The following is a 24,596-nucleotide window of genomic DNA, read 5'->3' on the forward strand; positions in this document are numbered from 1 at the left end:
CGGTGGTCAGCTCAGCAGACCGCCGAGCAGACCGCCCTCCTGCTGCTGCTGACCGCTGCCCATGACCGGGGGCTCCTCGGACGGCTGCACCACCACGAAGCCCTGACCGGCGAAGCTCATCGTGAACGACTCGCCGGTGCGCCGGCCCAGCAGCGTGCCGAGACCGAGCTGCTCAGCCCGGTGGTAGCCGGTCTGGAGGTTGGCCGACCAGCAGACGGCGGCCTGCGGGTCGACGTACGTCGGGGCGTCCACGTTGAGCACCACAGGGGTGCCCTTGGTCGTGATGGCGATCCGGCCGTAACCGCTGAACACGCAGTTGAACAGGCCGGACGAGGAGGCCATGCCGGCGCCGCCGACCATCCTGATGTCGTACTGGAGGGTCGAGTCGAAGGCCAGCACGCTGGAACCGTTGATGGAGAGCGCGTCGCCCGGCTCCAGGTCGATGATGTGCACGTCCTTGGCCAGCTCGGCGAGGAAGACGTCCCCCTGGCCGGTGACCTTCATCAGCGGGACGCCCTCGCCGGTGAGCTTCTGCTTGAGGAACTTGCCGAGCCCACCCGAGCCCAGCGCCTGGAACTGCACGTTGCCCTGGTAGGCGACCATCGACCCGACCCGGGCCATCGCCTCGCCGTTGAGCTCGATCTTCAACATCTTGGAGTTCTGTAGCCGCATGCCGGCCTGCGCGGACTCCTTCTCCAGATTCTCCGCCGAGAACAGCTCGCTGCGCATGAAAGGTGCCTCCTGAAACGGTCGCGGTAGCTGCACCGACGGTAGGCGACCAGGGCAACCAGGGGCCATCGGCCGAGCGGCGTGCCGCGCTCGGGCGTGGCGGTAGGCAGCGAACGGTCGCCGCGTGCGGCCAGGGAATCGCCGTGTGCGCCGGGGGTCGCCGTGTGCGCCCGGGTCAGCCCCAGCCCAGTGCGTGCAGTCGCGCGTCGTCGATGCCGAAGTGGTGGGCGATTTCGTGCACCACTGTCACCGCGACCTCGTCGACGACGTCCTCGTCGCTGTCGCAGATCCGCAGGATCGGACGGCGGTAGATGAAGATCCGGTCCGGCAGCACGCCGGAGTAGTCCCAGCCCCGATCGGTCAGCGCGTGCCCCTCGTAGAGGCCGAGCAGGTCGGGGTCGGTGTGCGGTGGGTCGTCCTCGACCAGGATCACCACGTTGCTCATCAGGCCGAGCAGTTCCTCGGGAACTTCGTCGAGGGCGTCAGCCACCAGCTCCTCGAAGCGCTCGCGAGTCATGTCCACCGGCACGGCGTCCATTCTGCCCGACGTCGCACCGGTCGGCCGGCTCACGCTCGGCCACGGCCGGGGCCGCGCTCGGCCACCCAGGCCGGGGCCGCGCTCGGCTGGCCCAGGCCGGGGCCGCGCGTTCACGAAAGAGAGCGGCCGCCCGGGAGCCGGGCGAGGCCCCTTCCGTGAACGTGCGGCGTACGTCGCTGGGTCAGGAAGCCAGGCGAGCGGTGAGGGTGATCTCGGCGCCCGGCGAGAGCAGCCGGGAGATCGGGCAGTTGGCCTTGGCGGCCTCGGCGAGCTTCTGGAACTCCGCCTCGTCGACCCCGGGCACCTGGCCGACGGTCTCCAGGTCGATCCGGGTCACGCTCATCCCGGCGTCGGTCTTGTCCAGGTGGACCTTGGCGGTGGTCTCGACCGAGGTGGGCGTCGAGCCGGCGTCGGCGAGGGCCTTCGAGAACGCCATCGAGAAGCAGCCCGCGTGCGCGGCGGCGATCAGCTCCTCGGGGTTGGTGCCCTCACCCTCCTCGAAGCGCGACTTGAAGGAGTAGTTGCCGGACAGGCCGCCCTTACCGGTGCGGACGGTGCCGGAACCCTCGGTGAGATTGCCCTGCCATTGTGCGGAAGCGGTACGGATAGGCATGAGGAGAACGCTAGCCGAAACGTGCCTCCCGAGCGACCGACCGGCACCGACGCCTGCCGTGCGATCCCCGTCACCCTGGCGGGAGGCGCGACGCGGGCGGCTTCGGCAACGGCACCAGCGCGGCCCCCTGTGCCATGATTCGACGCAGGCCCGCGACCGGCGGAAGGATGGCCGATGTCCGAGGAGCTGCCCATCCCACGGCAGGGCGACCCGTCCGACGGGTCGGCCGTGATCGAGTTCGGTGCCGACGAGCCCGCCACTGGAAGCCGCCGCCTCGGCTGGTCCCTGGCGGGTATCACCCGGGACCCCCGTCTGCCCCTGCTGCTCGCGGGGCTCGGCGCGGTGGCGGGGGTGGCCTCGCTGCTCGGCGAGTGGCTGGTGATGACCCTGCCGAACGGCGGCCCGGTCGGTTCCACCTCGATCGACGTGCCCGCCGGCGTGTCCGACATCGGCGGCTTCGGCATCGGCTACCTGGTCGGTCTGCTCGGGCTGGTCTGCACCGTGGCGCTGGCGCTGCGGGGCACGGCGGCCGTCCGGCCGAACGCCCGACTGGTCGGGTTCACCCTGAGCGGGGCGCTGCTGGCACTGCTGGTCGCGGCGACGGCGACGCTCGACGACCCCGGTCAGCGCAACTTCTTCTACGAGTCGGAGGACAACTTCCGGGTCGAGTACGGTCGCGGCCTGGTGATGGCGTTCGTGGCCTGCGTGCTGCTCGCCGCGGCCCTGCGGCTGGCCCCGAACACGCCGGCGGAGGACGACGGTTCCGCGTCCACGAGGGGACAGGGCTGGCACCGTCGGCACCTCGCCCCGGTCGAGAGGGAGGACGGCCCGCCCGCCCCGGCCGACCTGACCGTAACCGCAGCGCCCCCCTTCGCCCGCCCCCAACACCCCACCCCCTAACCCCTGACCCTGCACGAACCCCTCCCAACCGCGCCGATCTTGCACTTTCTGCCGGGACAGAAGGTGCATTGCACCGCAGATCGGCGACCGAAAGTGCAAGATCGCGGGGGCTGGGGGGGCGGGGCTGGTGTTGGTGCCCGATTCGCCTGGAAGACATGGTTCGGGCCCGTTTCCCGAGGTACGGTTGCTGCCCGCCGTCACGCCGGGCCTCGCTTTCCTGGCCAGGGCAGGTGCGACGGCGGCGGGCGAAGGAGGAACGATGACCCGCCCAGGACTGCCCAAGCTGATCGCGACCGACCTCGACGGAACGCTGGTCCGCAGCGATGACACAGTCTCCGCGTACACCCATGGGGTGCTCGACCGGGTGCGGGCCGCCGGCATTCCGGTGGTCGGCGCGACCGGCCGCGGCCCCCGACTGACCGAGCTGACCCGCAACGACATCCGGGCCGCCGACTTCCTGGTGATGGCCGGCGGCGGACGGGTGGTCGACCAGAGCGACCCGACCGGTCCGGTGGTGCTGCGCGACGAGCGGCTGCCCGCCGAGGTGCTGGCCCGGCTGCTCGCCGACCTGGAGGCCGAGGTCGGTCCGCTGACCGTGATGGTCGAGGCGTCCGACGAGCACGACGCCCCCCTCTGGGGCGACTACCACGAGAGCTGGCCCTACCAGGACCGGTTCGAGGCGCGCAGCCGCGCCGAGTGCCTCTCCTGCGATGTGATCAAGGCGTTCGCCCGCACGGCCGACCACCACGTCGACGAGCTGCTCGCGGTGGCCCGCCGGATCGTCCCGCCGCAGGTCGCCACGCTCACCCAGGCCGGGCTCGGGTTCATCGAGATCTGCCCGCCCGGCGTGGACAAGGCGACCGGGCTGACCGTGGTGGCGCAGAGCCTGGGGGTCGACCCCGCGGACGTCCTGGTCTTCGGCGACATGCCCAACGACCTGCCGATGTTCGAGTGGGCCGGCTGGTCCCGGGTCGCGGTGGCCAACGCGCACCCGACGCTGCGGGCCGCCGCCGACGAGGTGACCCTGCGCAACGACGACGACGGGGTGGCGGTGTACCTGGACCGGCTACTGTCCCGGTGATGCGAGACACCCCTGCGCTTGTCGCCACCGACATCGACGGCACGCTGATCCGCGACGACCGCACGCTCAGCCCGCGCACCGCCGACGTGCTCGCGCGGATCACCGCGCGAGGCACGCCTGTCGTCCTGGTCACCGGCCGTCCGGTCCGCTGGCTGAAGATGGTGTACGACCAGCTGGCCGCTCCGCTGCCGGCGGTGTGCGCCAACGGCGCCGTCGTCTATGACCCGGTACGCGACGAGGTGCTGCGCGCCGATCCGCTCGCGCCGCAGCACCTGGCGGAGGTGGCCGAGCGGCTACGCGCCGAGGTGCCCGACATCAGCTTCGCGGTGGAGATCCTGGACAGCCGGGAGATGCGGCACGAGGCGCACTACCCGCTGCGCTGGGACGCCGACCACGACCGGATCCGCCCGGTCGAGACGCCGGAGGAGCTGCTCTCGCTTCCTGCCGTGAAGCTGCTCGCCCGAGCCGGGGAGCAGGACCCGGACACGTTCGTCGAGCTGATCGGCGCGGCGGTGGCGGGGCTGGCCGAGGCCACGCACTCGTCGTACTCGGGCCTGGTGGAGATCTCCGCGGCCGGGGTGACCAAGGCGGCCGGGCTCGACTGGTACTGCGACCGGCTCGGTGTGGCCGCGGCGGACGTGCTGGCCTTCGGCGACATGCCGAACGACGTGCCGATGCTGAGCTGGGCGGGGCGCGGTGTGGCGGTGGCCAACGCGCACCCCGCCGTCCTCGCGGTCGCCGACGAGGTGACCGGGGCGAACTCCGAGGACGGCGTGGCGGCGTACCTGGAGAAGGTCTTCGGGGTGGACTGACCGGCCAGGTCAGAGGTATTGGCCGGTGTTGTGGCCCTCACCGCCGCCCGGCTGGCCGATGCCCGGCATCCCGGGCACCACGCCGCCGGGGCCGCTGGGCAGCGCCTGCCGCCCGCCGCGCATCTGCTCCAGCTGGACCCGCGCGGCCATCTGCTGGGCGACCAGGGCCGCCTGGATGCCGTGGAACAGGCCCTCCAGCCAGCCGACGAGCTGGGCGTGCGCGATGCGCAGCTCGCTCTCGCTCGGGGCCTTGTCCTCGGTGAAGGGCAGCGAGATCCGCTCCAGCTCGTCGCGCAGCTCGGGGGCCAGACCCTCCTTGAGCTCGACGATGGACCGCTCGTGGATCTCGCGCATGCGGTGCCGGCTGGCGTCGTCCAGCGGGGCCGCCTTGACCTCCTCCAGCAACTGCTTGATCATGCTGCCGATCCGCATCACCTTGGCCGGCTGCTCTACCAGGCGGGTCGGGTCCTCGCCCTGGCCCTCGTCGGTCTGCATGGTGCCGATCGGCCGGCCGTCCGGACCGACCACCACCACGGTGCCGGAGTGGCCGGAGTCGTCGGGGCCGGGCTGGTCGTTCTGCTCAGCGGAGCGCGCTTCGGTCATGGGGTCCATCTTTACCCAGTGGGCGCGGCCCATGCCGCCCGGGACCGACTCCCAGGGCCGAACCACCCGGGCGGGGCGCGCTACGGTCGCGCCATGCCTGCCGACCCACGCGCCGTGCTGACCCGGCCCGCGCCCGAGCCGGACCTGACGGTGGCGTACGGCGACCACCCGGACCAGGTGGCCGACCTGCGCCGCCCGGCCGGGGTCGGCCCGGCCCGGCCCCTGGTCGTCGTGGTGCACGGCGGTTTCTGGCGGGCCGAGTACGACCGCCGGCACACCGGCCCGCTGGCCGCCGCGCTCGCCGCCGAGGGCTACCCGGTGGCGCAGGTTGAATACCGGCGTACGGGGCAGCCGGGCGGCGGCTGGCCGGGCACGTTCACCGACGCGCTGGCCGGCATCGCGGCCCTGCCGGGGCTGGCCACCGAGGCGCTGCCCGGTCGGGTCAGTGGGGCCGCGCCGATCCTCATCGGTCACTCCGCCGGTGGCCACCTGGCGCTGTACGCGGCGGCCACCGCGCCGTCGACGGTGAGCGGGGTGCTCGCCCTGGCCCCGGTGGCCGATCTCGCGGCAGCGCACCGGCTGGATCTGGACTCGGGTGCGGTGGCGGCGCTGCTCGGCGGCGGCCCACACGACTTCCCGGACCGGTACGCGGCGGGCGATCCACGATCGTTGGTACCGATACGAACACGCACGGTAGTCGTACACGGCTCTGCGGACCTGCAGGTGCCGGTGGCGATGAGCCGGGACTTCGTCGCGGCGGCTCGTGCCGCAGGATCCGATATTTCCCTTGTCGAGCTGCCCGGATGTGAGCATTTCGGGCTGATCGACCCGGAGTCTGCGGCGTGGCCCCGGGTGCTCGCTGTGTTGCGGTCCCTGCACGATGATCACTAGCCATTGACGCAGCGTCGCGGAGCAGGTAGAACGCCGGAGGGGCGATGTTCTGCCCTGCAACGCTCCTGGAAGGAACTCGGTGTCGCAGATGAATCGCAGGCGGGCGCTCCAACTGTTGGGCGCGCTCGGAACGGCCGGGTTCGCCGCCGCGTGCGGCTCCGACACCGACGGCAAGCCGGCCGCCGCCAAGAGCCCGATCAGGATCGGTCTGATCGCACCGAAGGCCGGCGGCTTCAAGTCCATCGGCGACGACATCACCAACGGCTTCCAGCTCTTCCTCGACCTGCACGGTCAGCAACTGGGCGGGCATCCGGTCGAGCTGCTGACCGCCGACGAGGGTGACAACGCCAAGACCGGCAAGGCCGCCGTCGACCAACTGCTCAAGCAGAACGTGCTGGCGCTCACCGGCGTGGTCAACTCGGCGGTGATGGTCGGCATCCGCGACACCGTGGAGGAGGCCCGGGTCCCGCTCATCGGCTCGAACGCCTCGCCGAGCAGCCTGCAGAGCGTCGTCTACATCTGGCGTACCTCGTACGTGCTGGACGAGGCCGGCCGGGCGCTGGGCCGTTACCTGCGCGACCAGCTACCGACGAACGGCCGGATCGCGATCATCGTGCCGGAGAACGTGGGCAGCCCGGACGTGGTGCGGGGCTTCCGGCAGGAGTTCGGCACCTCCGACGCGCGCATCGCCGACCCGGTGACCTACACCAGCCCGACCACGACGCCGGGCAAGGCCACCTACGTGGCGGACATCGAGAAGGCACTACGCAAGAAGCCGACCGCCGTCTTCTGCTTCTTCGCCGGCTCGGCCGCCGTGGAATTCATCAAGCAACTGCGCGACCAGTTCACCGGGCCCGTCTACGCGCCCGGCTTCCTCACCGAGGGCACCGTGCTGGAGAGCCTGGACCGGGACGCGCTGGGCATCCAGACCGCGCTGAACTACTCGGCCGACCTGAACAACACGTCGAACCGCGTCTTCGCCTCCGCCTACCGCAAGAAGCACCAGACCACGCCGACCACCTACGCGATGGCGTCGTACGACGCGGCGCAGGTGCTCGACCAGGCGATCCAGCTGACCGGCGGGTCGCCCACCCCGCAGCAGGTCAACCTGGCGCTCGGCAAGATCGGCCAGATCGACAGCCCGCGCGGCATCTGGCAGTTCAACCAGCCGCGTACCCCGCAGCAGAAGTGGTACCTGCGCGAGGTCCAGCGCGACGGTCAGGTCATGTCGAACGTGCTGATCAACGAGTTGGCCACGCTCGGCTGAACGCCCACCAGAAGCAACAGCAGGGGCCGGCCTCCGACGGGAGGCCGGCCCCTGCCGTACGCGGCAGTGTTCGGGTCAGTGCCGCAGTTCGGCGATGCAGCACTTCACGCTGCCGCCGCCCTTCTTCAGCTCGGCCAAATCGACCGGCACCGGGTTGTAGCCGGCGGCCTTGAGCTTGCCGGCCAGCCGGGTGGCCTCGCTGTTGAGCACCACGTTCGCGCCGTCGCTGACCAGGTTCAGTCCGAAGGCCATCGCGTCCTCGTCGTCGGCGATCACCGCGTCCGGGAAGAGCTGGGTGAGCACCCGCTGACTGGCCGCGGAGAACGCGCCCGGGAAGTAGACGACGTTCGTGTCGTCGAGAGCGGCGAGCGCCACGTCCAGGTGGTAGAAGCGGGGGTCGATCAGGCGCAGCGACACGACCGGCCGGCCCAGCGCCTCCTGCGCCTCGGCGTGCGCCGGGATCTCGGTGCGGAAACCGTGCCCGGCCAGGATGAGCCCGCCGTGCGCCTCCGGCACGTACGCGAAGTCACCCTCACCCTCGTTGGTCTCGCTCGGCGCGACGAACCGCCAGCCCTGCTCCTCGTAGAACGCGTGGTGCGCGGCGGCCTCGCCGGCCCGCTGCTCGTGCTTGAACCGTGCCCCGTAGACGCTGCCGTCGACCACGAAGGCGCCGTTGGCGGCGTACACCATGTCGGGCAGGCCGGGCTCCGGCGTGAGCAGGTGCACCTCGTGGCCGAGGCCGACCAGCGTCTCGCGCAGGCGGTCCCACTGTTTGACGGCCAGTTCCCGGTCCACGGAAGTGGTCACGTCCATCCACGGATTGATCGCGTACTCGACCGCGAAGTGCTCGGGCGAGCACAAGAGATATGTCCGCTTTCGCGAGACTCGCTGCTGGTTCACGGTCACCAAGAGTAGGTACCGTTGAACTTTGGTAACAGCCACAACCATTGCTTCCCAGAGGCGGAACGTTGCAGATAGACGCCGTTGACCAGCGGATCATTGCGTTGCTTGTCGCCGACGCCCGCGCGTCGTACGCCGACATCGGCACCCGGGTGTCACTCTCCGCCCCCGCGGTCAAGCGCCGGGTGGACCGACTGCGCGCCACGGGGGTGATCAGGGGATTCACCGCTGTCGTGGACCCGGCGGCCGTCGGCTGGACCACCGAGGCGTTCGTCGAGCTGTTCTGCGCCGGTCGGACCACCCCGGCGCAGATCGGCGTGGCCGTCCGCCGGCACCCGGAGGTGGTCGGCGCGTACACCGTCTCCGGCGAGGCGGACGCGCTGGTGCACCTGCGGGCCGCCGACATCGCCCACCTGGAGACGGCACTGGAACGGCTGCGCGCCGAGTCGTTCGTGACGTCCACCCGCAGCACCATCGTGCTGTCCCGGCTGGTCGAGTCCCCCGGCGTCGGGCCGTCCACCGGGGCTTGACCTCAAGCGCGGTTCAGGTGTTGGACTCGTGGCGGCCTGGCACGACACGAGGGGGACTCCATGCGGGCGATCTGGTTACGTGAATTCGGCGGTCCCGAGGTGCTGACGCCCGGGCCGGCGCCGGACCCGACGCCCGGCCCCGGCCAGGTGCTGATCGACGTCGCGCACGCGAACATCACCTTCATCGAGACGCAGCTACGCTCCGGTCGACCCGGGCCGTACCAGGTCACCCCACCGCTGATCCCCGGCAACGGCGTCGGTGGGGTGATCGCCGCCGTCGGGCCGGACGTCGACCCGGCGCTGACCGGGCGCCGGGTCGTCAGCGCCACCGGTGGCTCCGGCGGGTACGCCGAACGGGCGGTGGTGGACGCGTCCGCGCCCTTCGAGGTGCCGACCGGGCTGGCGCTCGACGACGCGGTGGCCCTGCTGGCCGACGGACGGACCGCCACCCTGCTGGTCGAGGCGGCCGGCGTCCAACCCGGCGACCGGGTGCTGGTGGAGGCGGCGGCGGGCGGCGTGGGCAGCCTGCTCGTGCAGCTCGCGGCGCGCGCCGGCGCACGGGTGATCGGTGTGGCCGGCGGCGCACGCAAGGTGGACCTGCTGCCCGGCCTCGGCGCCGACCTGGCGGTCGACTACCGCCTCCCGGGCTGGGCCGACCAGGTCCGGCACACCATGGGTGGAGTCGACGTGGTGTTCGACGGCGTCGGCGGGCCGACCGCCCGGACGGCGTTCGAACTGCTGGACCCGGGTGGCCGGATGGTCAGCTTCGGGTTGGCCAGCGGTGCGTGGTCGCCGGTCTCGGCCAAGGACGCCGCAGCCCGCCAGATCACGCTGGTCCGCACCGACGTGCCGCCCGCACGCATGCGGGCGTACACCGATCAGGCGCTCGCGGACGCGGCGGCCGGCCAGCTCCGGCCGCTGATCGGCCAGCGCTTTCCGCTGGAACGCGCCGCCGACGCGCACGCCGCCATCGAGGCGCGCGCGACGGTCGGCAAGACCCTGCTGGACGTGCTCTAGAGGTACATGCCGGTGCGGTGCTCGGACTCGTCGCGCCGGACCGGCTTGTCGCCCTCACCGAAGAACCGCTTGCCACCGAACTCGCCGTGCAGGCGGTCGTCCAGCTCGTCGGCGAGGCCGGTCATCACCTGCACCGCCAGCATGAGGTGGGTGGCCTGGAAGTTGCGGCCGAAGACCGGGATGGACGCCCAGACCGTGTCGTCGGCGCAGTAGAGGCGACCGATCGGCATCCGGTTGGTCAGCTCCGACAGCTTGACGTAGAGCCGTTCGGTCGGCTCGACCTCGGTGAGCACCGGCGAGAAGACGTCCACCAGGGATGGATCGTCCCGCACCCGCACGAAGACCATCGCCGAGCCGGCCCGGATGGTGATGTCGCCGTCCGAGTCGATCTGCAACCGCTCGGCGTCGGACTTCAGCATCGTCGACACGACGGTACGGACGCGATCCGCCAGATCGAGCACGTCGTCCCGCTCGACCTGCGCGGCGGCCGCCTCGGCCAACGCCTCCTGCAGGTCACCCTCGACGTCGGCGTCCGGCCCGAACTCGCTGCGCGCGGTGCCCAGCGGCCCCACAGTCAACGGCTCACCCTCGGCGTCGTGCACCAGGTAGACGAGGAAAGCCGGGTGCGGGGCGCCGTACACGTCGCGCAGCGTGCGGGACAGCAGCGGGGCGATCCGACCGGCCTCCGCCGTCGTACCGTCCAGCCCGAACGAGCCGCCGGAGCCGGCCACCACCCCGGGCGGGGACCAGCCCAGCGCCACCATGTCCGCCACCGCGGCACGGTCCAGCCGGTAGCCCTGCGGCAGGGCGGCGTTGCCGACGGCCCGAGCGGAGAGCCCGCCGTCGCCGGTCACGTCGACGCTGATCGAGTAGACGGCGTCCCCCGTACCGGAGGCGGTGGGGTCGAGGGTCAGTTCGAGGTGCGCGCCGGCGGGCAACTCCCGCAGCCGCACGGCGAGCATCCGGGCGAACTCCCGCCACGCCTCCGTCACCTTGGCGCGCAGGTCGGTGGTGCTGGGCTCGTCGAGCAGGATCGACTCCGCCGGCTCGGATGTGCCGTCGGGCTCACCGTCCGGCGCCGAGGGGTGGTCAGCCGTCATGATCGCCTCCGTCCGTCCCGATCACCCTACCCACGCCGTCCGGGCGTCGAATCAGCCCGGACCGGGATCGGACACCACAGTCCTCGCGTCGTGGAGACGGCCTGGTCGCGGGGGCGCGGCGGTGGGCGGGTCAGGAGGTGGGGTCGTCGGGATCGGCGCCCAACCGGACCGGCCAGTCGGCCGCGAGGGCGCTGAGCCGGGCCGCGGCGTCCGCCGGGTCGGCACCCCTGCCGACAGCCAGTCCGAGCAGGTACGCGGTGACCGGCGCCCCCGGCCGCAACACCTGGTGGGCGACATCGCGGGCCAGGTCCAGCACCGCCGACACGGGCACCTCGGTCGGGTCCAGACCCACCTCGGCACAGGCTGCCGTGACCCAGTCGTCCAGCACCGTCATCGCACCCACTCCTCCGCCCGGCGTACGTCCTCGTCAGTGTCGCAGTCGAACCACGGCGGCGGACCGTCACCGGCCCACGGCACCTCCCCGACGGCGAGACCGGCCAGCAGCGCCCGTACCGGAGCACCCGCCAGGTTGCCGCCCCGCTCGGCGGCCAGCCGGGCCAGCCCGGCCCGAAGCGCGGCGACACGCCACACCCCGCAGAGCGACTGCCGCCGGCCGTCCGCATCGACGAAGCACACCCCCTCGACCGATCGCTCCCGGTCGAGGTGGGTCAGCAGGTCGCCGATCGCGGTACGGGTGAGCAGTGGGAGGTCTGCGGCGAGCAGCGCGACAAGCGTCGTGCCGGGATCGAGCAGTGCCAGCCCCGCCGCCGTCGCGGCGACCGGCCCGCCGCCGGGCGGGTCCTCCCGGGTGACCCGCACCCCGTCCGCGACACCGTCACCCGGGCCGACCAGCACGCGCGGCGCGGCATCGTCCACGGCGGCCAGCACCCGGTCACGCATCGACCGGCCACCGACCGGGAGCGCGGGCTTGTCCACCCCGCCCATCCGTCGGGCGGCCCCACCCGCGAGCACCACGGCGGCGTACGTCCCCATCCGGTCACGGTATCCGGGCCGGGTGCCCGGTGCCGGCGCGCGCTGCCCGGTGCTCCGGTGGCGGCGCGCGCTCCGCGATGCTGGTCGGCCGGTCACGGTGCCCGGCGGGGCCTTGCCGGTGGCCGGTGCCCGGCGGAGCCCTGCCGGGTGCCGGATGACCGGCGGCCGTGCGGGTGTGCCGGGCCGGGGTGCAGGATGGCGGGATGGGACGGGCGACTGACCGACGGGGCGTACTGCGGATCGACCTGGACGCGGCGGCCGAGGGGCGGGCGGCCGTCCGCCGGCCGGACACCCTGGCCGTGGAGGAGCCGCTGGAGATCCGGGTCGGCGCGGCCGGCCCGGGCCGGCGAAAGCCGCTCGCCGTCACCATGCGCACCCCCGGCGACGACCTGGACCTGGCGATCGGGTTTCTGCTGACCGAGGGGCTGATCCGCTCGACCGACGATGTGCTGACCGCCCAGCTCTGCGCGGGCGCGGAGACGCCGAACACGTACAACGTGGTGGACGTGGTGCTCGCCCCCGGCGTGCCGGAACCGACCACCGATCCATCCCGGAACTTCTACACGACCAGTTCCTGCGGGGTGTGCGGCAAGGCGAGCATCGACGCGATCCGGACGCGGTCGCTGTTCGACGTCACGGCGGACCCGCTCACCGTGCCGGCCGCGCTCCTCGCCGAACTGCCCGACCGGCTGCGGGCCGCCCAGCGCGGTTTCGACCGCACCGGCGGGCTGCACGCGGCGGGCCTGTTCAGCCCGGCCGGGGAGCTGGTGGTGCTCCGCGAGGACGTGGGCCGGCACAACGCCGTGGACAAGGTGATCGGCTGGGCCGTGCGGGAACGCCGGCTGCCGTTGACCGGGCACCTGCTGCTGGTGTCCGGCCGGGCCAGCTTCGAGCTGACCCAGAAGGCGTGGATGGCGGGCCTGCCGCTGCTGGCCGCGGTGTCCGCGCCGAGCACCCTCGCCGTCGAGCTGGCCGAGGAGGCGGGCATGACGCTTGTCGGCTTCCTGCGCGGCCGAACCATGAATGTCTACGCCGGCCCGCAGCGGATCACTGTCGACCAGCCGGCCTGACGCGGCGATGATCCACACCACATCGCCGATGTTGGGCCATCCAGACGTCCAGACACCCCCACGTCGCCGACCTGCAGTCGATCACCTCTCACGGGGGGCCTTTGCTGGTGGGGACCGGTCGCGCGCGGGTCAGCGGCGACCACGTCGGCTCCGCTTGCGGGGGCGGACCACCCCCGGCATCCCGACCGACGGCCAGCCGTCCAGCTCGGAGGGCGGCACACCGCGTCGGAGCAGGTCGTCCAGGAGCACTGCCAGCGAGTAATCGGGGTGCAGGCTCAGCGTGCGCTCCAGCGCGACCGCCGCCAGCGCCCCCTGCCCCGCCCGCCAGGCCGCGAAGGCCAGCAGCGCGCCCGGCGCGGCGGTCAGCTCCGGCTCGGCCCGGCGGAACACGTCGGTCCAGAGGGCGATGTCCCGGTCACGACCGTCGGTGCGCTCCCAGGCGTGATCGCGCACCGGCAGGTGACTCAGCAGCATGCTCAACCAGGCCACCTCGTCGTCGTCGAGGCGCTCACCGCGCCGCTGCCGGCGTTGCGCCTCGCGGACCGCCGCCACCCCGGCGGTACGCAGCGCCCGCCCGCCGAGCAGGTCACTGGCGGGCGCCTGCTCGACCAGCTCGACCAGTCGCCGTTCCGCCCGCACGGTGGCCGCGTGCAGCGCGTCGCGGGCCGGGCCGTCCACCGGCGACACCTGCGCCACGAGGGCCGCCCGGTCGGGGAGGGCGACCTGACCGGCGAACACGGCCGACGCGGTCACCGGGTTGGCCGTCGGGTCGTAGCGCCGGCCCTCGGGCGGGCAGCAGTCGGCCTCGGTGCACAGGTACGACCACCACCGGCCGTCGGTCACCCGCAGCGCGTCGAGCACGTCCAGGCCGGCGCCGGTCAGGGCGGCGCGTACGGCGTCCACGCTCGGCGTCACCCGGTCGGGTGGTCCGTAGCCCACGACGGTGGCCGCGTCGGCGCCCTGTCGAGAGATCACTCCGGCCAGGTGTCGGGCACGGTCGACCGCGTCCGTGGACGGTTCGGGCAGGTCGGCGCGGGCGGCGAAGATGATCTGCCGGCCGCGCAGCGCGACCGCGACCACGCTGTCGGCGGGATGGAAGCCGAGCAGGTACGGCACGGCGGCGATCAGGTCGGCGGGCGAGCGGACGGAGAGCTTCGCGCGTTCGGTCGAGGTCATGCAGGAAGGCTGCGTCCGGCCTGCGGAGGCTTCCAGACCCTGTGGATGACACGCGGCTTATCCACAGTTACCGAACGTATTGCCGCAGGTGGACGCGTTCTGATGTGCGCACACGACACCGCCGTGTCATGGGCGGCGGCTACCGTGCGCTGATGGACCTGGCGTACCTGCGCGCTCATCCGGCACACCTGCCGACGTTCCGGACCCATCAGCGACTCCGCGAGACGCCGGTCGCCGGGGGAGACATCTGCGCCGCCGCCCGCCTCACCCTGGACGACGGTCACTCGGTCTTCGCCAAGTCCTGGCCGGAGCGGGCCGACCGGCCGGTGCCCGAGGGCTTCTTCGCCGCCGAGGCCGCCGGGCTGCGCTGGCTGCGGGAGGCCGACGCGATAGGCGTACCCGAGGTGATCGTGGCGTTGCCCGACCTGCTGGCGCTCGACTGGGTGGAGCCCGGCGAGCCGACGCCGGCGGCTGCCGAACGCCTCGGTCGGGAGCTGGCGGCCCTGCACCGGGCCGGCGCACCGACCTTCGGTGCGGAGTGGACCGGCTTCATCGGGGCGCTCGGGCAGGACAACACGCCCGACGACGGTCCCTGGTCGACGTGGTTCGCACGACGCCGGCTCGCCCCCTACCTGCGGCTGTCGGTCGACGGCGGTGCGCTCAGCAGCGCCGACGCCGCGCTGGTCGAGCAGGTGATCGGCCGGGTCGACGAGTTCGGCGGGGACGAGCCGCCCTCCCGGATCCACGGCGACCTGTGGCCGGGCAACGTGCTGTGGGGCGTCGACGAGCGGGCCTGGCTGATCGACCCGGCGGCGCACGGCGGGCACCGCGAGACCGACCTCGCCCAACTGGCGCTGTTCGGCGGCGTCGCGCACACCGATCGGGTGCTTGCCGCCTACCGGGAGAGCTGGCCGCTGGCCGACGGTTGGCGCGACCGGGTGCCGCTGCACCAGCTGCACCTGCTGCTCGTGCACACCGCGCTGTTCGGCGCGGGTTACCGCGATGCGGTCATCGAACTCGCCCGAGCCGCCCTGGGCAGCGTCGAGCGCGCTACGGTCGACCGGTGAGTGTCGCCCCACGAACCGACGGCGTCCTCGTCGACCGGTACGGCCGGGTCGCACGGGATCTGCGCGTGTCCCTCACCGACAAGTGCAACCTGCGGTGTACGTACTGCATGCCGGCCGAGGGGCTGCCCTGGTTGGCCGGGCCGGAGCTGCTCACCGACGAGGAGATCATCCGGCTGGTCCGGGTGGCCGTCGAGCGGCTCGGTGTGACCGAGGTGCGGTTCACCGGTGGGGAGCCGCTGATCCGGCCCGGGCTGCTCGGCATCGTGGCAGCGGTCGCCGCGCTCGACCCCCGCCCACGGGTCTCGCTCACCACGAACGGCATCGGCCTGGACCGGTTGGCGCCCGCGCTGCGTACGGCCGGCCTGGACCGGGTGAACGTCTCGCTGGACACGCTGGACCCGGCCCGGTTCACCCAGCTCACCCGCCGTCCCCGCCTCGACGCGGTGCTGGCGGGGCTCGCCGGGGCGGCTGCCGCCGGGCTCAACCCCGTGAAGATCAACTCTGTGTTGATGCGCGGTGTCAACGAGGACGAGGCGCCGGCCCTGCTCCGCTTCGCGCTCGACCACGGCTACCAGCTGCGGATCATCGAGCAGATGCCGCTGGACGCGCAGCACGGCTGGGACCGCAGCACGATGGTCACCGCCGAGGAGATCCTGACCTCCCTGCGTACCCGTTTCGATCTCAGCCCTGACCCGGCCGAACGCGGCGCGGCACCGGCGGAGACCTGGCTGGTCGACGGCGGCCCGGCCCGGGTCGGCGTGATCGCCAGCGTGACCCGGCCCTTCTGCGGCGACTGCGACCGCACCCGGCTGACAGCTGACGGCCAGATCCGCGCCTGCCTGTTCGCCACCGAGGAATCCGACCTGCGGGCGGCGCTGCGCGACGGCGCGACCGACGACGAGGTGGCACAGCGGTGGCGCACCGCGATGTGGGGCAAGCGCGCCGGGCACGGCATCGACGACCCCACCTTCCTCCAGCCGACCCGGCCGATGTCCGCGATCGGGGGCTGACCCGTGCAGCCGAGACCGCTGACCGTCCGCTACTTCGCCGGCGCGCGCGCCGCAGCCGGCCGCGCCGAGGAGGTCACCGCCGCAGGCCGGTCACTCGACGACCTCACCACCGAGCTGGCCCAGCGCCACGGTGACCGGCTCGCCGCCGTGCTGCGGGTGGCCAGTTTCCTCGTGGACGGCGTCGCCTGTCATGATCGTCGGGCACCCCTGCCGGGCGGGGCCACGATCGATGTCCTGCCCCCGTTCGCGGGCGGCTGAGGGGGGCGCACACATGTTGGCGGTTCTGGGGTTCATGGGCGTCCTGGCGCTGGTCACCGGCCTGATCCATCTCTACCTCTGGAAGCGTCTCATCCGGGACACCACCACGCCGGGTCGCTGGCGGCGGGTCGGCGGGATCGTCGCCCTGGTGCTGGCGGTGCTCGTGCCGGCCACCCTCGTCGGCACGCAGGCCGGCCTGTACTGGCTCGCCTGGCCCGGCTACCTGTGGCTCGCGGTGATGTTCTACCTGCTGGTCACGCTCGTCGTGCTGGAAGTGCCGATGCTTGTCGTCCGGATGGTGCTGCGCCGCCGGGTGACCGCCGCCGAGCCGACCACCGCCGCGCCCGAGCCGGTTCTCGTCGGGGCCGCCGGGCCCGCCGATCCGCCGGCCACCGGCGCCGTCGCGACACCGGACCACGACCCGGCCCGCCGTCTGCTGCTGGCCCGCGGAGCCGCCATCTTCGCCGGCCTCACCGCCACCGGCATCACGGGGTACGGCGTCCGCACGGCACTCGGCCCGCCCCAACTCGACCGGGTGCAGATCCCCCTGCGCAAACTCCCGCGCAGCATGGACGGCCTGCGCATCGCCACCGTCTCGGACATCCACCTCGGCCCGCTGCGCGGGCGGGCGCACACCGAGCGGATCGTCGCCGCGATCAACCGTCTCGACGCGGACCTGGTCGCGGTCGTCGGTGACCTGGTCGACGGCTCGGTCGCCGAACTGGGGCCGGCCGCCGCGCCGCTTCGCGACCTGCGCTCCCGGTACGGCAACTTCTTCGTCACCGGCAACCATGAGTACTACTCCGGCGTGGAGGAGTGGGTCCAGGAGGTGGACCGTCTCGGCCTACGGGTGCTGCAGAACCGTCGTCAGGAGATCCAGGCCCGGGGCGGTGTGCTCGACCTGGCCGGCGTGAACGACCTGAACGCGGACCCGGCGGGCACCGGCCTCGCCGCCGGTCCGGACTTCGCCGCCGCCCTCGGTGACCGCGATCCGAGCCGCCCGGTCGTCCTGCTCGCCCACCAGCCCCTCGCCGCGAAGCAGGCGGCCAGCTACGGCGTCGACCTGCAGCTCTCCGGGCACACCCACGGCGGGCAGGTGGTGCCGTTCAACCTGGTCGTCAAGCTTCAGCAGCCGGTGGTCAGCGGCCTCGGCGAGGTCGACGGCACGAAGGTCTACGTGACCAACGGCGCCGGTTTCTGGGGCCCGCCGGTGCGGGTGGGCGCCAAGCCGCAGATCAGCCTCGTGGAGCTGCGCTCGGCATAGCGGACGTCACGTCCGCGCGTGGCGGAAGGCGGGCCGCGCGGCGGGCGTGACAGGATGCGGCGTGCCCCCGTTCAGCGCCGTACCCCCCGGTGGCCGTTCGCCCTTCGTCGCGGACCTGCACATCCACTCGAAGTATTCGCGCGCGTGCAGCCGTGACCTGACGTTGCCGACCCTCGGCTGGTGGGCGCGGCGCAAGGGCATCGCCCTGCTCGGCACCGGCGACTTCACCCACCCCGCCTGGTACGACCACCTGACCGAGACGCTGCGCCCGGCCGAGCCCGGGCTCTACCGGCTCGCCCCGGAGGCGGAGCGCGACATCGCCCGCCGACTGCCGCCGCGACTCGCCGGCACTAGCGACGCCGACGCGGTCCGGTTCATGCTGAGCGTGGAGATCTCCACCATCTACAAGCGGGACGACCGGACCCGCAAGGTGCACCACCTCATCTACCTCCCCGATCTGGAAGCGGTGGCGCGGTTCAACACCGCGCTCGGCCGGATCGGCAACCTCGGCTCCGACGGCCGGCCGATCCTCGGCCTGGACTCGCGGGATCTGCTGGAGATCACCCTGGAGGCGAGCCCGGACGGTTATCTCGTCCCGGCGCACATCTGGACGCCGTGGTTCTCGGCGCTCGGCTCGAAGTCCGGCTTCGACGCGATCGCCGACTGTTACGCCGACCTGGCCGAGCACATCTTCGCCGTGGAGACCGGCCTCTCGTCCGACCCGGCGATGAACTGGCGCGTCGGCAGCCTCGACGGCTACCAACTGGTCTCCAACTCGGACGCGCACTCGCCGCCGGCCCTGGGCCGGGAGGCCACCGTGCTGACCGCCGAGCGGGACTACTTCGCCGTCCGGGAGGCGCTGCGCACCGGTGACGGCCTGGCCGGCACCATCGAGTTCTTCCCGGAGGAGGGCAAGTACCACGCGGACGGACACCGGCTCTGCGGGGTCAACTGGTCCCCCGAGCGGACCCGGGCCGCCGGAGGGCTCTGCCCCGAGTGCGGCAAGCCGCTCACCGTGGGCGTGCTCAGCCGCATCGAGGAGCTGGCCGACCGACCCGACGGGCACCGCCCGGCGCACGCCCGGGACGTCACCCATCTGGTGCCGCTCGCCGAGATCCTTGGTGAGATCAACAAGGTGGGCGCCCGGTCGAAGAAGGTCGAGGGGAAACTCAACGAGCTGCTCGCCGCGCTCGGCCCCGAGTTGGAGATCCTGACCACGACGCCGTTGTCCGACATCGCGCAGGCCGGCGGCGACGTGCTCGCGGAGGGCATCGGGCGGCTGCGGCGTGGCGACGTACGCCGGGTGCCGGGTTACGACGGCGAGTACGGCGTGATCACCCTGTTCGACCCGGCGGAGCTGGGCACGGGCGCGGACACGGCACAGGAGACGCTGTTCGACGTACCCGTGCCGGCGCAGCGGCGACCCGCGGAGCCGGCGGCCAGGGCCACGGCCAAGCGCCCGGCGGCGGCCAAGGCGGAACCGAAGCGCAAGCCGGCCCCGGCGCCCGCGCCGCCGATCGCGTCGCCACCGTCACCGCACGAGCCGTTCGAGCCGATGCTCTCCGGCATGGAGGAGGTCGGCACCGGCCTGCTGGACCGGCTGGACGCCATGCAAAGGGTGGCGGCATCCGCGCCCGGCGGGCCACTGCTCATCGTGGCCGGTCCGGGCACCGGCAAGACCCGGACGCTGACCCACCGGATCGCGTACCTGTGCGCGGAGCTGAACGTCTTTCCCGAGCACTGCCTCGCGATCACGTTCACCCGACGGGCGGCCGAGGAGCTGCGGCACCGCCTCGACGGTCTGCTCGGCCCGGTCGCCGAGGACGTCACCGTGGGCACGTTCCACGCGCTGGGGTTGACCATCCTGCGGGAGAACGCCGACGCGGCGGGCCTGCCGGCCGGTTTCCGGATCGCCGATGACGCCGAGCGGGCGGCGGCGCGGTCGGAGGCCGGCGACGACACAGCCGCCTACACGGCGCTGCTGCGCAAGCAGGACCTGGTCGACCTGGACGAGCTGGTGAGCCTCCCGGTGGAGCTGCTGCGGGCCGACCGGAAGCTGGTCGAGCGGTACCGGGACCGCTGGCGGTGGATCTTCGTCGACGAGTACCAGGACGTCGACGAGGTGCAGTACGAGCTGCTGCGCCTGCTCAGCCCCGCCGACGGCAACCTCTGCGCGATCGGTGACCCGGATCAGGCGATCTACTCGTTCCGGGGTGCCGACGTCGGCTACTTCCTGCGCTTCTCCGAGGACTTCACGGACGCCCGGCTGGTCCGGCTCAACCGCAACTACCGCTCGTCCGCGCCCATCCTGGCCGCCGCCGTGCAGGCCATCGCGCCGTCCTCGCTGGTGCGGGGCCGGCGGCTGGACCCGGCCCGACTCGACCCGGAAGCCCCACTGGTCGGGCGGTACCCGGCGGCGTCGGTTGCCGAGGAGGCCGACTTCGTGGTGCGTACCGTCGACGAGCTGGTCGGCGGCCTGTCCCACCGTTCGCTGGACTCGGGCCGGATCGACGGCCGGACCACCTCGCTCTCGTTCTCCGACATCGCCGTGCTGTACCGCACCGACGCGCAGGCCGCCCCGATCGTGGACGCCCTGACCCGGGCCAACATCCCGGTGCAGAAGCGCTCGCACGACCGGCTGCGGGACCGGCCCGGGGTGGCGTCCATCGCCCGCGAGCTGCGGCACGCCGACGGGTTGGCCGGCTCGCTGGCCGCCCGGGTGCGCCTGGCCGGCCAGGTGGTCGCCGAGCGTTTCGCGGTGCCCACCCTGGACGGCGCCGGCAGCACGGTCCGCCCCGACGACGTCCGCTCGGCGGTGGACCTGCTGACCCCGCTGGCCCGCCGCTGCGGCGACGACCTGGAGGCGTTCCTGTCGCAGTTGGCCACCGGCGCGGAGGTGGACGCGCTCGACCCGCGTGCCGAGGCGGTCACCCTGCTCACCCTGCACGCCGCGAAGGGCCTGGAGTTCCCGGTGGTCTTCCTGGTCGGCGTCGAGGACGGGCTGCTGCCGCTGCGCTGGCCGGGCTCGACGCCCGACGAGGACGCGGTAGCCGAGGAACGCCGGCTCTTCTTCGTCGGCCTGACCCGGGCGCAGGACCGGCTGTACGTCAGCCACGCCGCCCGCCGGACCCGGCACGGCACCGAACGTGACTGCGCACCCTCGCCGTTCCTGGGCACGATCGACCCGGGCCTGTTCGAGCGGTTCGGCGAAACCGAGCCGCGCCGCCCGAAGGACCGCCAGCTCCGGTTGATCTGAGCGAGCCACCGCCCGCGCGACAGTGACCTGGGGTCAGCTCACGAGCGCGGCCAGCCACGTGCCCGCCAGCAGGGCCGGGCCCAGGGGCAGCAGGGTTTCGCGGCGGACCTTGCGCGCCGCCAGCAGGCCGAGGACCAGGATCCCGTGCAGCAGATGTGGCAGGAGCAGCCCGGTGAGCAGGGCGTCGCGGCCCAGCCAGCCCAGTGGCAACCCGAGGACGGCGGCGAGTTTCACGTCCCCGAAGCCGAGCCGGGATCCCGGCAGCAGGGCCAGCAGCACGTGCGCCGCGCCGGAAACCGCCGCACCGACAAGCGCGCCGACCAACCGCCCGGGAGTGCCGGCCAGCAGGGCCGCGCCGGTCAGGCCACCGAGGGCCAGCAGGCCGGCCGCCGCGACCATCGGGTCGGGTAACCGCAGACAGGCCAGGTCGACCACGGCCAGCACCAACCCCACCGCCGCCACCGCGAGGAGGACCGGCAGCGCCGGATCGTCACCCTGGGCGACGGCGAGCCCCAGGAACACCGCGGCCGCCAACGGCGGACCGAGCCAGGCCCGCGCGTCGCGTCGAGGCCGCGCCGGCAGGGTCGTGAAGCGCCGGGCCACCGGGGGTACGACGAGTCCGACCACCCCACCGACCAACGCCACCCCCACCAGCACCGCTGCCGACATCTGCCGGACGCTACCGGCGGTCGCCCGTCCGCGCCGTCCCCGATCGCGGTTCCGCGCCTGTCCGGCGCGAGCGTTCCGGGCCCGTCCGACCCGGGCGTTCCGCGCCCGTTCAGCGCGAGCGTTCCGCGCCCGTCCGGCGGGGACGTTCCGTGCTCACCACAAGCGCCACCCCGGCGACGATGACCGCCCCGCCGAGCAGCACCCGCGGGGTGATCGGCTCGGCCACCAGCAGCGCCCCGAGCGCCACCGCGACCGCAGGGTTCACGTACGCGTACGTCGAGACCAGCGAGATCGGCGCGTTCTGCAGCAGCCAGACGTACGCGGTGAAGGCCACCAGCGAGCCGGCCACCATGAGGTAGCCCAACGCCAGCCAGGACCGGGTGCTGACCGCCGCCGGGTGGAACTCGCTCAGCTCGCCCCGGCCGGCGGCGACAACTGCCAGCGCCACCGCGCCGGCCACCATCTGGTACACAGTGCCGACGAACGGGTCGGCGGGCACCCCGATCCGTCCGGACAGGAACGACCCGACCGACCACGCGACGGCTCCCGCCACCACCGTCAGCGCGCCGACCAGCGGCACCGCGTCCGCGCTGCCGGCGGGCAGCACCAGCAGGACCAGGCCGACGAAGCCGAACGTGACCCCCGCGAACGTCCAGACTCCAGGCCGGTCGCCGGTGGCGGAGCGCAGCAGGACCACGAGCAGCGGCACGGTCGCCACCAGCAGCGCCGCGATTCCGGACGGCACCGCCACCCCGGGCGGCCCGGACTCGGCGAGCACCACCAGGCCGTTGCCACCGGCGAGCAGGAGCACACCGACAAGCGCGGCGGAGCCGAGCTGCCGACGCTGCACGCGAAGCGCGCCCGGCCCTCGGCGCAACCGCAGCACCACCGCCAGCACGACGCCGGCGACGGCGAACCGCAGGGCGGCCGACAGCAGCGGCGGCATCGTCTCCACCGCGACCCGGATGGCCAGATAGGTCGAACCCCACAGCAGGTAGACCACGATCAACGCGGTCCAGACCAGGGTGGGCGCGGCGGCGGCGCGGCGGCCGGGCAGGGCGGCGGCGCTCGGTGAAGATGAGCTCATCGGTGGACCACGCTACGGTGACCTCGGAGTCGGCGTCGCGCATTGGTGGCCGGCCTCTCACCACTCGTGCAGGAGGGCGGCATGACGAACTACGGACCACCGGGTGAGGGCTTCCGAGGCCCGTGGCGTGGGCAACGGCCCGACGAGACGCCCGGCCGGCCGCCGCAGCAGCCCTACCCGTCCGGCCCGGAGCCCTACCCGCCGACGGTTGCGTCCTACCCGCCCGCCCCTGCGGAGCGCCCCGGGTCCTACGGCGACGGTCCGTACGGCGGCGAACCGGCGAGGCCCTACGGTGGCGGCCCCTCGTACGGCGGCGAGCGCGGGGCACCGTACGGGGCTGAGCCGTCCGGTGCGCCCTACGGCGGCGGACGGTACGGCGGGGAGACCGAGGCGCCGTACGGTGGCGCGTACCGGCCGGCCGAGGCGCATCCCCCGTACGGCGGGGAGCCGTACCGGCCCGACGACGGCCCGTACGGCGGTGACCCCGCACCCGTCCCGCCCCGACGCGGCAGAGGGCCGCTGATCGCTGTGGTGGCCGTCGTGGTGGTGCTGGCGCTGGCCGGTGGCGGCGCGTACTGGTTCCTCGGCCGGTCCGATGACCCTGCCGCACCGGTGGCCGCGCCGACCGGTTCGGCAGGTGTCGGGGCGCCCAGCGCGGCCGGGACCGAGCCGGCCGAGCCGGTGCCGAGCGCCGCCGCGCCGGAGTCGTCGGCCGACCCGCGGTTCGTCAAGGTCGGCCAGTGTGTGCGCAACGACGGAACGGCCGGGGGCAAGCCCAAGCTGCTGATCAGCGGCTGCACGGCGAAGTCGTACGAGGTGCTGCGCCGGATCGACGGCGCGACCAGTGGCGAACGCGACGCCGAGGCGAAGTGCGCCAAGGTCGAGGGCTACACCAACTGGTACTTCTTCGACAGCGAGCTGGACACCCTCGACTTCGTCCTCTGCCTGAAGCAGCGCTGACCACCCACCCCTGGGGATGAGATGACGACCTACGGACCATCGGGTTCCGGGCAGCCGGACGACCCGTACCAACGCCCGCCGATCGGGCCCGACGGCCCGTCCCCGGTCGACCCGACCGTCCCCCAGTGGGGCCCGCCGCCACCGCAGCCACCGCAGTGGGACGCGCCGCCGCCGCAGCCACCGCAGTGGGGCCCGCCGCCGCAGCCGGCGCAGTGGGGTCCGCCGCCGCAGCCCTCGGAGTGGGACGCACCGCCGGGGCCGTTCCCACCCGCCGGGCCCGGCCCCGGCCAGCCGGCGGCGCCGTGGCCTGCGCAGGCGCCCGGCGGGTACCCGATGCCGCCCGCCCCGCCGGTGAAGAGGAACGGCGGCAAGATCGCCCTCATCGTCGCGCTGGTGGTCCTGCTCGTGGTCTGCCCGTGCCTCGGCCTCTTCGGCTGGGCGGCGTTGAAGGCCGCCGACAGCGACAGCGACTCTGCCGCGCCAGCTCCGTCGCTGAGCGTCCCCGTCGTCCCGCCGGGTCTGCCCAGCGACGCCCCGAGCCCCGTCCTGCCGTCCCCGGACGAGGAGGAGTTCGCCAAGGGGGACTGCGTGGTCAACGACGGCAGCGAGGACGACGCGGACCTGCGCAAGGTGCCGTGCGGCCCGAACACCTACCAGGTGCTGCTGCGCATCCCGGCGACCACTGACGGGGACCGGTGCGCGACGCTCGCGCCGCAGGCGACCGCGAACTACGTGCACGACAACGCGATCGACGTGTTCGATTACGTGCTCTGCCTGAAGAAGCGGTAATCCTCACGGAAACTAG

Annotated in this window: 25 protein-coding genes and 1 pseudogene; 15 read left to right on the plus strand and 11 right to left on the minus strand. The window is 73.2% G+C overall.

Translation table 11 applies throughout. The features are described 5' to 3' along the window. Window positions 1–6: 6 nt before the first annotated feature. The 3 genes from ACLQ27_RS12795 to ACLQ27_RS12805 form a co-directional block, all read right to left on the minus strand. Window positions 7–729 (minus strand): AIM24 family protein, encoded by a 723-nt coding sequence (locus ACLQ27_RS12795; RefSeq protein ID WP_234582643.1) that lies wholly within the window; start codon window positions 727–729, stop codon window positions 7–9. Window positions 730–904: 175 nt separating this feature from the next. Continuing rightward, window positions 905–1,252 (minus strand): metallopeptidase family protein, encoded by a 348-nt coding sequence (locus ACLQ27_RS12800; protein ID WP_234582699.1) that lies wholly within the window; start codon window positions 1,250–1,252, stop codon window positions 905–907. A 196-nt stretch (window positions 1,253–1,448) separates the two neighbouring features. Then, window positions 1,449–1,880, minus strand: coding sequence for an OsmC family protein (locus ACLQ27_RS12805; protein WP_007453754.1), 432 nt, complete (start codon window positions 1,878–1,880; stop codon window positions 1,449–1,451). A gap of 174 nt (window positions 1,881–2,054) precedes the next feature. Between ACLQ27_RS12805 and ACLQ27_RS12810 the strand changes: the two genes are divergently transcribed. The 3 genes from ACLQ27_RS12810 (at window position 2,055) to ACLQ27_RS12820 (ending at window position 4,673) form a co-directional block, all read left to right on the plus strand. Beyond that, the gene (locus ACLQ27_RS12810) at window positions 2,055–2,780 is read left to right on the plus strand and encodes a hypothetical protein (protein WP_425866916.1); all 726 of its coding nucleotides are present in this window, start codon (window positions 2,055–2,057) and stop codon (window positions 2,778–2,780) included. Between the two features lie 259 nt (window positions 2,781–3,039). Further along, window positions 3,040–3,861 (plus strand): HAD family hydrolase, encoded by an 822-nt coding sequence (locus ACLQ27_RS12815; RefSeq protein WP_234582645.1) that lies wholly within the window; start codon window positions 3,040–3,042, stop codon window positions 3,859–3,861. Further along, window positions 3,861–4,673, plus strand: a complete 813-nt coding sequence (locus ACLQ27_RS12820) for an HAD family hydrolase (protein ID WP_357491802.1) — start codon at window positions 3,861–3,863, stop codon at window positions 4,671–4,673. Before ACLQ27_RS12815 ends, ACLQ27_RS12820 begins: the two co-directional genes overlap by 1 nt. Window positions 4,674–4,682: 9 nt before the next feature. Here the strand turns inward: ACLQ27_RS12820 and ACLQ27_RS12825 are convergent, their stop codons facing one another. Continuing rightward, window positions 4,683–5,285 carry a bacterial proteasome activator family protein gene (locus ACLQ27_RS12825; RefSeq protein ID WP_234582647.1) on the minus strand — a complete coding sequence of 201 codons (603 nt, stop codon included), beginning with the start codon at window positions 5,283–5,285 and terminating at the stop codon, window positions 4,683–4,685. Between the two features lie 84 nt (window positions 5,286–5,369). Here ACLQ27_RS12825 and ACLQ27_RS12830 point away from each other — a divergent pair, with 84 nt between their 5' ends. Together ACLQ27_RS12830 and ACLQ27_RS12835 are read left to right on the plus strand one after the other, a co-directional pair. Continuing rightward, complete coding sequence (locus ACLQ27_RS12830; RefSeq protein WP_425866918.1) at window positions 5,370–6,167, plus strand: alpha/beta hydrolase family protein; 798 nt, start codon at window positions 5,370–5,372, stop codon at window positions 6,165–6,167. A 79-nt stretch (window positions 6,168–6,246) separates the two neighbouring features. Continuing rightward, complete coding sequence (locus ACLQ27_RS12835) at window positions 6,247–7,434, plus strand: ABC transporter substrate-binding protein (RefSeq protein WP_357491798.1); 1,188 nt, start codon at window positions 6,247–6,249, stop codon at window positions 7,432–7,434. A gap of 75 nt (window positions 7,435–7,509) precedes the next feature. On the opposite strand, the gene ddaH is transcribed toward ACLQ27_RS12835, so the two are convergent. Continuing rightward, a complete protein-coding gene (gene ddaH, locus ACLQ27_RS12840; RefSeq protein ID WP_357491796.1) occupies window positions 7,510–8,343 on the minus strand; it encodes a dimethylargininase in 834 nt (277 codons plus the stop codon). A 59-nt stretch (window positions 8,344–8,402) separates the two neighbouring features. Between ddaH and ACLQ27_RS12845 the strand changes: the two genes are divergently transcribed. Continuing rightward, on the plus strand, window positions 8,403–8,864 hold the full coding sequence (locus tag ACLQ27_RS12845; RefSeq protein ID WP_234582651.1) for an Lrp/AsnC family transcriptional regulator: 462 nt from the start codon (window positions 8,403–8,405) through the stop codon (window positions 8,862–8,864). Window positions 8,865–8,924: 60 nt separating this feature from the next. Continuing rightward, complete coding sequence (locus ACLQ27_RS12850) at window positions 8,925–9,881, plus strand: zinc-binding dehydrogenase (RefSeq protein ID WP_425866920.1); 957 nt, start codon at window positions 8,925–8,927, stop codon at window positions 9,879–9,881. Here the strand turns inward: ACLQ27_RS12850 and ACLQ27_RS12855 are convergent. The 3 genes from ACLQ27_RS12855 to mobA all read right to left on the minus strand — a co-directional run bounded on the left by ACLQ27_RS12855 (window position 9,878) and on the right by mobA (window position 11,974). Beyond that, entirely contained in the window at window positions 9,878–10,981 is a 1,104-nt protein-coding gene (locus ACLQ27_RS12855) for a T3SS (YopN, CesT) and YbjN peptide-binding chaperone 1 (protein WP_425866922.1), read from the minus strand. The two genes, ACLQ27_RS12850 and ACLQ27_RS12855, sit on opposite strands and share 4 nt — an antisense overlap. Window positions 10,982–11,111: 130 nt before the next feature. Continuing rightward, window positions 11,112–11,375, minus strand: a complete 264-nt coding sequence (locus tag ACLQ27_RS12860) for a DUF6457 domain-containing protein (RefSeq protein WP_234582654.1) — start codon at window positions 11,373–11,375, stop codon at window positions 11,112–11,114. Next, window positions 11,372–11,974, minus strand: a complete 603-nt coding sequence (mobA, locus tag ACLQ27_RS12865) for a molybdenum cofactor guanylyltransferase (RefSeq protein WP_425866924.1) — start codon at window positions 11,972–11,974, stop codon at window positions 11,372–11,374. Before mobA ends, ACLQ27_RS12860 begins: the two co-directional genes overlap by 4 nt. 203 nt (window positions 11,975–12,177) lie before the next feature. On the opposite strand from mobA, the gene fdhD reads away from it, so the two are divergent. Continuing rightward, window positions 12,178–13,044: a formate dehydrogenase accessory sulfurtransferase FdhD gene (fdhD, locus tag ACLQ27_RS12870; protein ID WP_357491790.1), complete on the plus strand. Its 867-nt coding sequence runs from the start codon at window positions 12,178–12,180 to the stop codon at window positions 13,042–13,044. A 129-nt stretch (window positions 13,045–13,173) separates the two neighbouring features. Here fdhD and ACLQ27_RS12875 read toward each other — a convergent pair whose 3' ends face one another. Next, window positions 13,174–14,220 carry a DUF4192 domain-containing protein gene (locus ACLQ27_RS12875; protein ID WP_425866926.1) on the minus strand — a complete coding sequence of 349 codons (1,047 nt, stop codon included), beginning with the start codon at window positions 14,218–14,220 and terminating at the stop codon, window positions 13,174–13,176. Window positions 14,221–14,372: 152 nt separating this feature from the next. On the opposite strand from ACLQ27_RS12875, the gene ACLQ27_RS12880 reads away from it, so the two are divergent. From ACLQ27_RS12880 to ACLQ27_RS12900, 5 genes are all read left to right on the plus strand, one after another. Then, a complete protein-coding gene (locus ACLQ27_RS12880; RefSeq protein ID WP_357491786.1) occupies window positions 14,373–15,287 on the plus strand; it encodes a fructosamine kinase family protein in 915 nt (304 codons plus the stop codon). Continuing rightward, on the plus strand, window positions 15,284–16,297 hold the full coding sequence (gene moaA / locus ACLQ27_RS12885) for a GTP 3',8-cyclase MoaA (RefSeq protein WP_357491784.1): 1,014 nt from the start codon (window positions 15,284–15,286) through the stop codon (window positions 16,295–16,297). Before ACLQ27_RS12880 ends, moaA begins: the two co-directional genes overlap by 4 nt. Before the next feature lie 3 nt (window positions 16,298–16,300). Then, window positions 16,301–16,555, plus strand: a complete 255-nt coding sequence (locus tag ACLQ27_RS12890; protein ID WP_234582666.1) for a MoaD/ThiS family protein — start codon at window positions 16,301–16,303, stop codon at window positions 16,553–16,555. A gap of 13 nt (window positions 16,556–16,568) precedes the next feature. Beyond that, window positions 16,569–17,819: a metallophosphoesterase gene (locus ACLQ27_RS12895; RefSeq protein WP_425866928.1), complete on the plus strand. Its 1,251-nt coding sequence runs from the start codon at window positions 16,569–16,571 to the stop codon at window positions 17,817–17,819. A 61-nt stretch (window positions 17,820–17,880) separates the two neighbouring features. Further along, window positions 17,881–21,075: a UvrD-helicase domain-containing protein gene (locus ACLQ27_RS12900; protein ID WP_425866930.1), complete on the plus strand. Its 3,195-nt coding sequence runs from the start codon at window positions 17,881–17,883 to the stop codon at window positions 21,073–21,075. Window positions 21,076–21,108: 33 nt separating this feature from the next. Here the strand turns inward: ACLQ27_RS12900 and ACLQ27_RS12905 are convergent, their stop codons facing one another. Continuing rightward, window positions 21,109–21,744, minus strand: a complete 636-nt coding sequence (locus tag ACLQ27_RS12905) for a prepilin peptidase (RefSeq protein WP_425866931.1) — start codon at window positions 21,742–21,744, stop codon at window positions 21,109–21,111. 109 nt (window positions 21,745–21,853) lie between these two features. After that, on the minus strand, window positions 21,854–22,831 hold the full coding sequence (locus ACLQ27_RS12910) for an EamA family transporter (RefSeq protein WP_425866933.1): 978 nt from the start codon (window positions 22,829–22,831) through the stop codon (window positions 21,854–21,856). Between the two features lie 489 nt (window positions 22,832–23,320). Here ACLQ27_RS12910 and ACLQ27_RS12915 point away from each other — a divergent pair. Together ACLQ27_RS12915 and ACLQ27_RS12920 are read left to right on the plus strand one after the other, a co-directional pair. Continuing rightward, window positions 23,321–23,791: pseudogene (locus ACLQ27_RS12915) on the plus strand (LppU/SCO3897 family protein); the annotation flags it as partial. A 333-nt stretch (window positions 23,792–24,124) separates the two neighbouring features. Continuing rightward, entirely contained in the window at window positions 24,125–24,580 is a 456-nt protein-coding gene (locus tag ACLQ27_RS12920) for an LppU/SCO3897 family protein (protein WP_357573792.1), read from the plus strand. Window positions 24,581–24,596 lie beyond the last annotated feature (16 nt).

It is taken from the genome of Micromonospora sp. DT63, assembly GCF_049841615.1.
Taxonomy (GTDB): domain Bacteria; phylum Actinomycetota; class Actinomycetes; order Mycobacteriales; family Micromonosporaceae; genus Micromonospora.

Excerpts from the sequence above, each read along its gene's own strand:
- ACLQ27_RS12805 (WP_007453754.1), bottom strand. The coding sequence starts at position 1,880 with ATGCCTATCCGTACCGCTTCCGCACAATGGCAGGGCAATCTCACCGAG.
- ACLQ27_RS12850 (WP_425866920.1), top strand. The coding sequence starts at position 8,925 with ATGCGGGCGATCTGGTTACGTGAATTCGGCGGTCCCGAGGTGCTGACG.
- ACLQ27_RS12920 (WP_357573792.1), top strand. The coding sequence starts at position 24,125 with ATGCCGCCCGCCCCGCCGGTGAAGAGGAACGGCGGCAAGATCGCCCTC.
- ACLQ27_RS12905 (WP_425866931.1), bottom strand. The coding sequence starts at position 21,744 with ATGTCGGCAGCGGTGCTGGTGGGGGTGGCGTTGGTCGGTGGGGTGGTC.
- ACLQ27_RS12855 (WP_425866922.1), bottom strand. The coding sequence starts at position 10,981 with ATGACGGCTGACCACCCCTCGGCGCCGGACGGTGAGCCCGACGGCACA.
- ACLQ27_RS12810 (WP_425866916.1), top strand. The coding sequence starts at position 2,055 with ATGTCCGAGGAGCTGCCCATCCCACGGCAGGGCGACCCGTCCGACGGG.
- ACLQ27_RS12880 (WP_357491786.1), top strand. The coding sequence starts at position 14,373 with ATGGACCTGGCGTACCTGCGCGCTCATCCGGCACACCTGCCGACGTTC.
- mobA (WP_425866924.1), bottom strand. The coding sequence starts at position 11,974 with ATGGGGACGTACGCCGCCGTGGTGCTCGCGGGTGGGGCCGCCCGACGG.
- ACLQ27_RS12860 (WP_234582654.1), bottom strand. The coding sequence starts at position 11,375 with ATGACGGTGCTGGACGACTGGGTCACGGCAGCCTGTGCCGAGGTGGGT.
- ACLQ27_RS12820 (WP_357491802.1), top strand. The coding sequence starts at position 3,861 with ATGCGAGACACCCCTGCGCTTGTCGCCACCGACATCGACGGCACGCTG.
- ACLQ27_RS12830 (WP_425866918.1), top strand. The coding sequence starts at position 5,370 with ATGCCTGCCGACCCACGCGCCGTGCTGACCCGGCCCGCGCCCGAGCCG.
- ACLQ27_RS12825 (WP_234582647.1), bottom strand. The coding sequence starts at position 5,285 with ATGGACCCCATGACCGAAGCGCGCTCCGCTGAGCAGAACGACCAGCCC.
- ACLQ27_RS12815 (WP_234582645.1), top strand. The coding sequence starts at position 3,040 with ATGACCCGCCCAGGACTGCCCAAGCTGATCGCGACCGACCTCGACGGA.
- ACLQ27_RS12795 (WP_234582643.1), bottom strand. The coding sequence starts at position 729 with ATGCGCAGCGAGCTGTTCTCGGCGGAGAATCTGGAGAAGGAGTCCGCG.
- ACLQ27_RS12910 (WP_425866933.1), bottom strand. The coding sequence starts at position 22,831 with ATGAGCTCATCTTCACCGAGCGCCGCCGCCCTGCCCGGCCGCCGCGCC.
- ACLQ27_RS12895 (WP_425866928.1), top strand. The coding sequence starts at position 16,569 with ATGTTGGCGGTTCTGGGGTTCATGGGCGTCCTGGCGCTGGTCACCGGC.
- fdhD (WP_357491790.1), top strand. The coding sequence starts at position 12,178 with ATGGGACGGGCGACTGACCGACGGGGCGTACTGCGGATCGACCTGGAC.
- ACLQ27_RS12875 (WP_425866926.1), bottom strand. The coding sequence starts at position 14,220 with ATGACCTCGACCGAACGCGCGAAGCTCTCCGTCCGCTCGCCCGCCGAC.